The organism is Oscillibacter sp., assembly GCF_032060045.1.
GTDB lineage: Bacteria > Bacillota > Clostridia > Oscillospirales > Oscillospiraceae > Oscillibacter.
Genome location: NZ_DAMBZJ010000019.1, coordinates 42,970 through 45,961, shown reverse-complemented (window position 1 = coordinate 45,961; position 2,992 = coordinate 42,970). Strand labels below are relative to the sequence as shown.

Below are 2,992 nucleotides of genomic sequence, written 5' to 3'. Positions count from 1 at the left end.
AGCCAGAGCCAGAATCACAAGTGCCCGCAGAAAATAGAACACGAGAAAAGAACTTCTGTGCTCCCGCAACTCCTTGTTCAGAGCCATTTTTAAATATCGGCGTTCCGTTCTCCGCCGCTCTTTTTTTTGATCCATAACTCCCCCTTCCTGCATATACTAAACCCACTTTGATTTCCGGCTCAGAAAGTTACAATACCATAAATTTCTTCTTTTTGCAAGAGTTAGGCGGCTTTGTATCCTATCAGGACGCCAAAGCCGCCATTTTCAGGTATTGTCCCGTCCGATAGGCTCGCGGATGATCAGCCGTTTCAACGCCTTTCCGTTGAAGGGAATCAGCGGATACAGATAGCCCGGTCCCACCACTGTCTTGTTGGTGGCCACCAGCCAGAGAATCAGCAGGATTCCGCCCACCAGCCCCCACAAATCAAAGATGGCGGAGAGAATCAAAAGCAGCATCCGTAGCAGCTTCACCGCATAGCCCAACTCAAAGCTGGGCTGGGCAAACCCGGAGATGGACACCACCGCCATATACACCAGCACCTCCGGCGTAAGCCACCCGGCTTGAACCGCGAAATCTCCGAAGATCAACGCGCCCAGCATAGAGAAGGAGTTGGACAATGCGCTGGGCGTGTTTAGGCAAGCCAGCTTTAACAGGTCAATCAAAAATTCCACCACCAGAAGCTGCGCCAGCAGTGGCAGGGCGCTGGGTTCCGGTTTTGCCAGAAATATCAGCCAGTCTGGCAGACGGTTGGGTTGGCTGACCAACAGATACCATGTGGGCGTGATGAACAGGCTCAGTAGCATCACCGACATTCTAAGCAGCCGCAAATAGGTTCCCACCAGAGGTGGAAAATAAAAATCGTTGGCCTCCTGTGAGAATCCGAAAATCGTGGTGGGTAACAGCATGGCCGCTGGTGTGTTGTCCACCAGCACCACCACGCTCCCCTCCATCACCGTGGCCGCCGCGGTGTCGGGTCGCTCAGTATACCTTATTTTGGGAAACGGGTTGTACCACTGTTTGGGGCGGATCGCCTCCGCCAGACTTTCCTGTCCCATGGAAAGGGAGTGGACGTCCACCCCGGCCAGCTTTTCCCGAACCTGTTCCAGCACCTTTCGGTCCACCCGGTCCTCCATGTAGCACAGCACCACGTCCGTCCGGCTCCGCCCTCCGACCTTGTGGCTCTCCATGGTTAGCTGGGGGTCCCGGATGCGGCGGCGCAGCAGCGCCATATTGGGCACCACGGCTTCCACAAAGCCGTCGTGGGCGCCCCGCAATACCTTTCCATCCGCAGGCTCATCCACGCCCCGGGAGGGATAGCCCTTCGCGTCCATCAGCGCCCCGCCGGTAAGGCCCTCCATCAGAAATAGAGTTTTCCCCAGCAGAACGGAGGTGCAAATGTCCTCCAAATCCCCCGTCACATTTGTCTCGGAGAAGGTGATGAACCGATCGGCAAATTCCTGCATCTTCGTGAGCGCCCTCACCTGCTCCAGACGCAGCGACAGCCAAAAGGCCCCCATCCTCTCTAAAATCGTGTCCTCGCCGTATCCGTCGATCACCCAGATGCGGGCTCTGCGCCCTCCGATGACAAAATCCCGCGTCACCATATCGCAGTTGCGCCCCGCGCCAAGCAGCTCATCCAAGCGGAGGACGTTGTCGTCATAGCGGGTTGAAAGCTGTTCCATACCGCACCTCCCTTTTGGGGTCTAGTATGGATTTTGGGAAGAGAAGTTATGTAAAATTCGGGCAAATTCAAAACACAGGATCTTCGTCTCTTTCCTTTTGCTCCTCGTTTTATGAATGTGCACCCAAGAGAAAAGAAAGATTCAAGAGGCTGAGGAATCGCATTCCTCAGCCTCTTGCTTCACATTGCCCGGATGCGATGAACTAATCTTTCAAAAAATCAAGCCAGAGGGCTTTTTAATCTCTTTAAAAATTCAGCCGCAGAAAATTTTAAAAGCTTATACCTTTTTTTCGAAATAGTAATATATCTCATCCTCGCCTGCAGGCCGCATACAGGAGGCAAGCATCTTTCGGGACGCTTCATTCTCCTTGAAACACTTGGCCACCACCCGCGTCAGATGAACTCCGTACAACCCCCACTCTGCGGCGGCCGTAAAGGCTTCTGTACCATAACCGTGACCGCCGTACTCTCCGGCAATGCGGCAGCCAAGTTCCGCATCGCCCCGGTAATTGAAGTGGTAAAGCACCGCTTCGCCGATGAGTCTTCCCTCCAGACGAATGGCAAAATTCACCGCCGCGCAGTTGCGGTAGTCCCGCTTTGCCACTTCGTAAAAGCTACGCTCCTCCACCGGGCCGCCAAGACCTGCCACGTCGTCATAACCCCACCACCGGTTCCGCTCTCCATCCAGCACCAGCGCGTTGTAGGCGGGAATGTCCTCCTCCGTCAGCGCGGAAAGAGTCAGCCGCTCCGTGGTCAGCTCTGGAAGGGTCTTTACATGGCATAGCAGCTCATTTTGGGGGGCAAAGTGATACTTGGGCGCCAGATGGTCCGGTCCGTATTGCAGCTTCGAGGTCCTTAGCCCTCTGTCGGCGGCGTCGTCCTCTCGGTTGAGCCAGACGGCGTCCCCGGCAAAGTGCCGCGCAAAGGCCTGCACCATGGCGGGATAGACCCCCGCATAGGAATACAGGGCCTTTTCAATGTGGATAATCAGGGTGTCGCCACATCGCTCCGCAAGCGCCAGAGAAAGAAGTTTTCCTCCGCTCATCATTCCCCCACAGAAAAACCACGGCTTATCCAACTGCCCCACCGTGTGCTTTGCCAGCTCTAATTCCGTCACAGCTCTGGGATCATCCGCCTTAGCAAACTCCTGCCCGTAATCCTCCCAAAATCGGTTTACAAGCGGCATTTCTTCTGCGGTCAGGGGCTTAAACTCTGCGTCGGGGCAAGCGGCGTAAAACTTTTTGATATGGTTGCGCTGCCCGGAATACCGCCGTCCGGCAAAGTTTTGCAAATCCTCCGCCTTGTACAGA

2 protein-coding genes are annotated in these 2,992 nt (G+C 55.1%); both read right to left on the bottom strand.

Annotated elements, in window-relative coordinates; translation table 11 throughout:
* Positions 1-264: 264 nt before the first annotated feature.
* Positions 265-1,683 carry a spore germination protein gene (locus tag RT018_RS09280; RefSeq protein WP_312941297.1) on the bottom strand — a complete coding sequence of 473 codons (1,419 nt, stop codon included), beginning with the start codon at positions 1,681-1,683 and terminating at the stop codon, positions 265-267.
* 276 nt (positions 1,684-1,959) lie between these two features.
* A partial coding sequence (locus tag RT018_RS09275) for a GNAT family N-acetyltransferase (protein WP_312941296.1) occupies positions 1,960-2,992 on the bottom strand: 1,033 nt, incomplete at its 5' end.

What these genes read in the sequence shown, in the direction of transcription:
- RT018_RS09280 (WP_312941297.1), bottom strand. Translation starts at nt 1,683, where the DNA reads ATGGAACAGCTTTCAACCCGCTATGACGACAACGTCCTCCGCTTGGAT.